Below are 4,397 nucleotides of genomic sequence, written 5' to 3'. Positions count from 1 at the left end.
TCACCGCCTACCTGCTGATCGCGGTGATGCCGGTGCTCGCCGGCGCCATCACGATGACGCTGACCGACCGCCACTTCGGCACCAGCTTCTTCAACCCCGCGGGCGGCGGCGACCCGGTGATGTACCAGCACATCTTCTGGTTCTTCGGGCACCCCGAGGTCTACATCATGATCCTGCCGGCCTTCGGCATCGTCAGCCAGATCCTGCCGGCCTTCGCGAGGAAGCGCCTGTTCGGCTACACGTCGATGGTGTATGCCACCGGCTCGATCGCGGTGCTGTCCTTCATCGTCTGGGCGCACCACATGTTCGCCACCGGCATGCCGGTGACGGGGCAGCTGTTCTTCATGTACGCGACGATGCTGATCGCGGTGCCCACCGGCGTGAAGATCTTCAACTGGCTCGCGACGATGTGGCGCGGCGCGATGAGCTTCGAGGCGCCGATGCTGTTCGCGATCGGCTTCATCGCGGTGTTCACGATCGGCGGCCTCACCGGCGTGATCCTCGCGATGGCGCCGATCGACATCCAGCTGCACGACACCTACTACGTCGTCGCGCACTTCCACTACGTGCTCGTCGGCGGCTCGCTCTACGCGCTCTACGCGGGCTTCTACTACTGGGCGCCGAAGTGGAGCGGCGTGATGTACTCCGAGGCGCGCGCCAAGTTCCACTTCTGGCTGTCGATCATCTCGTTCAACATCGCCTTCTTCCCGCAGCACTTCCTCGGCCTCGCGGGCATGCCGCGCCGCTACGTGGACTACCCGATGCAGTTCACCGACTTCAACGTGATCTCGAGCATCGGCGCCTTCGGCTTCGGCCTCGCCGCGCTCTACTTCCTGCTCTTCATCCTGATCCCGATGATGCGCAAGAAGGGCCGGCCGGCGCCGCAGCGGCCCTGGGAGGGCGCCGAGGGGCTGGAGTGGGAGGTGCCGTCCCCGGCGCCCTTCCACACCTACGAGAACCCGCCGAAGCTCGACGCGAGCGCGACGCGCGTGATCGGCTGAGCCCGGCGGCGGCGCCGCGCCAGCCCTGCCCGGGCCTCAGCGCGGCGCGGCCCCCCGCTCGTCGAGCCGCAGCAGCAGCTCCAGCCGCCGCTCCCGGGCGATCTCCTGCCAGGGGCGGTCCTCCTGGGCGCCGATCAGCGCGTACAGCAGGTTCATCCCGACGCCGGGCTGCTCGCGGCGGATGCGCAGGTAGAGCTCGACGGCGTCGGCGACGCGCAGCTGCGCGCTGGTGTGAACCCCCGCCTGCGCGAGCCAGGCGCGGCTTTTCGGGCCGAGGCCGCGCCAGCCGCTGCCGGCGCTCGTGCGGGCCGCCGGCCTCACGGCGCCACCGCCTGCCGCACCGCGCGCTCCCAGTCGTCCATCAGCGCCGCGGCGCGGTCGCGGTCCATCGCCGGCTCGAACACGCGCTCGGCGCGCCACTGCCCGGCCAGCTCGTCGAGGTCGCGGTAGACGCCGCTCGCGAGCCCCGCGAGCCGGGCGGCACCGAGCGCGGTGGTCTCGATGCAGCGCGGGCGCAGCACCGGGATGCCGAGCAGGTCGGCCTGGAACTGCATCAGCAGGTCGTTGACGCAGGCGCCGCCGTCCACGCGCAGCTCGCGCACCGGCGTGCCGCCCGCGTCCACCGCGTCGCGGCTCATCGCGCGCAGCAGCGCCGCGCTCTGGAAGGCGATGCTCTCGAGCGCCGCGCGCGCGACGTGCGCCACCGTGGTGCCGCGCGTCAGCCCGACGATCGCGCCGCGCGCCTCGGGCTGCCAGTAGGGGGCGCCGAGCCCGGTGAAGGCCGGCACGAACACCACGCCGCCCGCGTCGGGCACGCTCTGCGCGAGCGCCTCGACCTCGGCCGAGCCCTGGATCGCCTTCAGCCCGTCGCGCAGCCACTGCACCACCGCGCCGCCGACGAAGACGCTGCCCTCGAGCGCGTAGGCCGGCGTGTCGCCGCAGGACGCCGCCGCGGTGCTCAGCAGGCCGTTGCGCGAGCGCTGCGGCCTGCTGCCGGTGTGCATCAGCAGGAAGCAGCCGGTGCCGTAGGTGTTCTTCGCGAGGCCGGGCGCGATGCAGGCCTGCCCGAACAGCGCGGCCTGCTGGTCGCCGGCGACGCCGCCGATCGGCAGCTCCGCGCCGAGCAGCCCGGCGCGCGTGCGGCCGAACCCGCCGCTCGAAGGCCGCACCTCGGGCAGCAGCGAGCGGGGGATGTCGAGCGCGGCGAGCAGCTCGCCGTCCCATTCGCCGCGCTCGAGGTTCCACAGCATCGTGCGCGAGGCGTTGCTCACGTCGGTGAGGTGCGCGCCGCCGGTGAGCTGCCACAGCAGCCAGCTGTCGACGGTGCCGAAGGCGAGCTCGCCGCGGTTCGCGGCCTCGCGCGCGCCCGGCACCCGCTCGAGCAGCCAGCGGATCTTGGTGGCCGAGAAGTAGGGATCGATGACCAGCCCGGTCCGGGCCCGCACCGCCTCCGCGAGGCCGGCCGCGGCGAGCGCCTCGCAGTCGGGCTGCGTGCGGCGGTCCTGCCAGACGATCGCGGGATGGATCGGGCGGCCGCTCGCGCGCTCCCAGATCAGCGTCGTCTCGCGCTGGTTGGCGATGCCGACGGCATGGATGTCGGCGGGGCGCAGGCCGGCGCGCGAGATCGCCTCGCGCGCGGTGTCGAGCTGGTCCTGCCAGATCTGCTGCGGGTCGTGCTCGACCCAGCCGGGCCGCGGGTAGTGCTGGCGCAGCTCGCGCTGCGCGAGCGCAACGATGCGGCCCTCGGCATCGAAGACGATGCTGCGCGAGCTGGACGTGCCCTGGTCGAGGGCGAGCAGGTGGGGCATCGGCGAACCTCCTGCGCGGCAGTGTCGCGCGGCGCCCGCCGGCCCACAAGGGGCGGTGGCCGGCTCAGCCGCCCGGCGGCCTCTCGGCCCCGCCGCCCACCTGGCCGTAGTCGGCGTCCATGCGCGGCTGCCGGCCGCTCATCGCCGCGGTGGCCATGCGCAAGAGCTGCACCGGCTTGGAATCCTTCACGTCCCAGTACTCGGCGTGCTCGATGCGAACCTCCAGCAGCGCCACGTCCGGGTCCTCGGGCCCGCCGGGGAACCAGGCCTGCGCCGGCGTGCTCCACAGCGCCTTCTTCTTCTCCAGGTCCTCGACGAGACGCACGCTGCCGGTCACCGAGACGTAGCGGTCCTTGTCCGGGGCCGCATAGCTGACGTTGACCTGCGGCTCGCTGGCCGACTCGGCGGCCGGATCGGTGCTGCGCGACGCAAAGAACCACAGCGCGGGCTCGTCGAGCGAGCGGTTCTGCGTCGTCATCGGCCGCGCATGCAGGTGGCCGTTGCCGTGGCGCGTCACCAGCATGCCGAAGCGGATGTCCTTGATCATCTCCCAGAGCTTCTGCAGCTCGGAGGCGGAGGGGACGGTGCTTTCGTTCATCGGGGTCCTCGTGAAGGGTGGCGATGCCTTCGGCGAGGGCAAGGGATGTTCCCGTCAGCAGGCCAGCCGCCGGCGCGAGCGCGGCGTGAGCCGCCGCGACAGCAGCTCGAAGCCGAGGCGCCGGCGCCACAGCCGCAGCAGCCGCGCGTGCGCCTTGTGGAAGCGCGCCTGGGTGGTGCGGCCCTGGCGCAGCGCCGCCAGCAGCTGGGCGCGCGTGCGGCGCAGCACTGCGATGCGCGCCTCGAGCATCCCGCGCCGCCGTCCCAGGCGCGCGAGGTCCTCGGCCTGGAAGCCGGCCGCCGCGACGCGGCCGGCCAGCGTGCCCGACAGCAGCAGCCGCGCGGCATGGCTCTCCCGCTCCAGCCAGCGCAGCTCCTGGCGCAGCGGGGGGCGCAGCCGCTCCAGCGCCTCGAGCTGGCCGGCGAGCCGGCGCGCCTCGGCCTGGCCCTGCTCGGCGAGCAGCTCGAGCTGCACGCACATCTCGCGGAAGAACAGCTTGTGCTCGAGCGTCTGGCCGCTGAGCAGGTACCACCATCGCTGCCAGAACGGCAGCGGGTGCAGGCTGCGCATCAGGGGCTCGAGGCGCTCGCTCGTCTCGAGCAGCTGCACCACCGAGGCGCGCAGCTCGCCGACGAGCCTCGGCGCGTCCAGGCTGTCCCGGTTCGCGTCCCCGGGCCACAGGCCGAGCGTGGCGACCGAGCGCGGTCCCTGCGCGAGCAGCTCCTCGGCGCGCCGCAGCACGGCGCGCACCGGGTCGTGCGCGCCCGTGCGCTGCGGCGGATGCCGGCCCCCGGTGCCGACCATCGGTGCTCCTCCCAGGCTTTGCGTTGTTCCGGATGCCGCTGCCGCGGCCGTGCCCTGCATCGCGCAGGGACATTCGGGGTTGGAGTATGCCGCAGCGCAGCGACCGGGAGGAGTGCGGCGCCGCTCAGGCCTCGAGCGCCTCGTCGAGCACCTCGACCCAGTGCCTGACCGGGGTGGAGGTGCCGG

The 4,397-nt window shown here is 73.2% G+C and carries 5 protein-coding genes; 1 reads left to right on the top strand and 4 read right to left on the bottom strand.

All coding sequences use genetic code 11. From position 1 onward, the window contains the following. Nucleotides 1–1,001, top strand: a 1,001-nt coding sequence (locus D3A59_RS01290) for a cbb3-type cytochrome c oxidase subunit I (protein ID WP_240635880.1), incomplete at its 5' end; no start/stop codon positions are given. 36 nt (nt 1,002–1,037) lie between these two features. Here D3A59_RS01290 and D3A59_RS01285 read toward each other — a convergent pair. From D3A59_RS01285 to D3A59_RS01270, 4 genes are all read right to left on the bottom strand, one after another. Continuing rightward, nucleotides 1,038–1,322 (bottom strand): TfoX/Sxy family DNA transformation protein, encoded by a 285-nt coding sequence (locus D3A59_RS01285; RefSeq protein ID WP_157991345.1) that lies wholly within the window; start codon nt 1,320–1,322, stop codon nt 1,038–1,040. Further along, nucleotides 1,319–2,809, bottom strand: coding sequence for a glycerol kinase GlpK (gene glpK / locus D3A59_RS01280; protein WP_119153129.1), 1,491 nt, complete (start codon nt 2,807–2,809; stop codon nt 1,319–1,321). Before glpK ends, D3A59_RS01285 begins: the two co-directional genes overlap by 4 nt. A 64-nt stretch (nt 2,810–2,873) precedes the next feature. Beyond that, nucleotides 2,874–3,407, bottom strand: a complete 534-nt coding sequence (locus D3A59_RS01275; RefSeq protein ID WP_119153128.1) for a pyridoxamine 5'-phosphate oxidase family protein — start codon at nt 3,405–3,407, stop codon at nt 2,874–2,876. A gap of 54 nt (nt 3,408–3,461) precedes the next feature. Then, the gene (locus D3A59_RS01270; protein ID WP_119153127.1) at nt 3,462–4,211 is read right to left on the bottom strand and encodes a hypothetical protein; all 750 of its coding nucleotides are present in this window, start codon (nt 4,209–4,211) and stop codon (nt 3,462–3,464) included. Between the last annotated feature and the right edge of the window lie 186 nt (nt 4,212–4,397).

Source organism: Caldimonas tepidiphila, assembly GCF_003569765.1.
Classification (GTDB): Bacteria; Pseudomonadota; Gammaproteobacteria; order Burkholderiales; family Burkholderiaceae_C; genus Caldimonas; species Caldimonas tepidiphila.
This window is presented reverse-complemented; position numbering and strand designations above follow the sequence as displayed.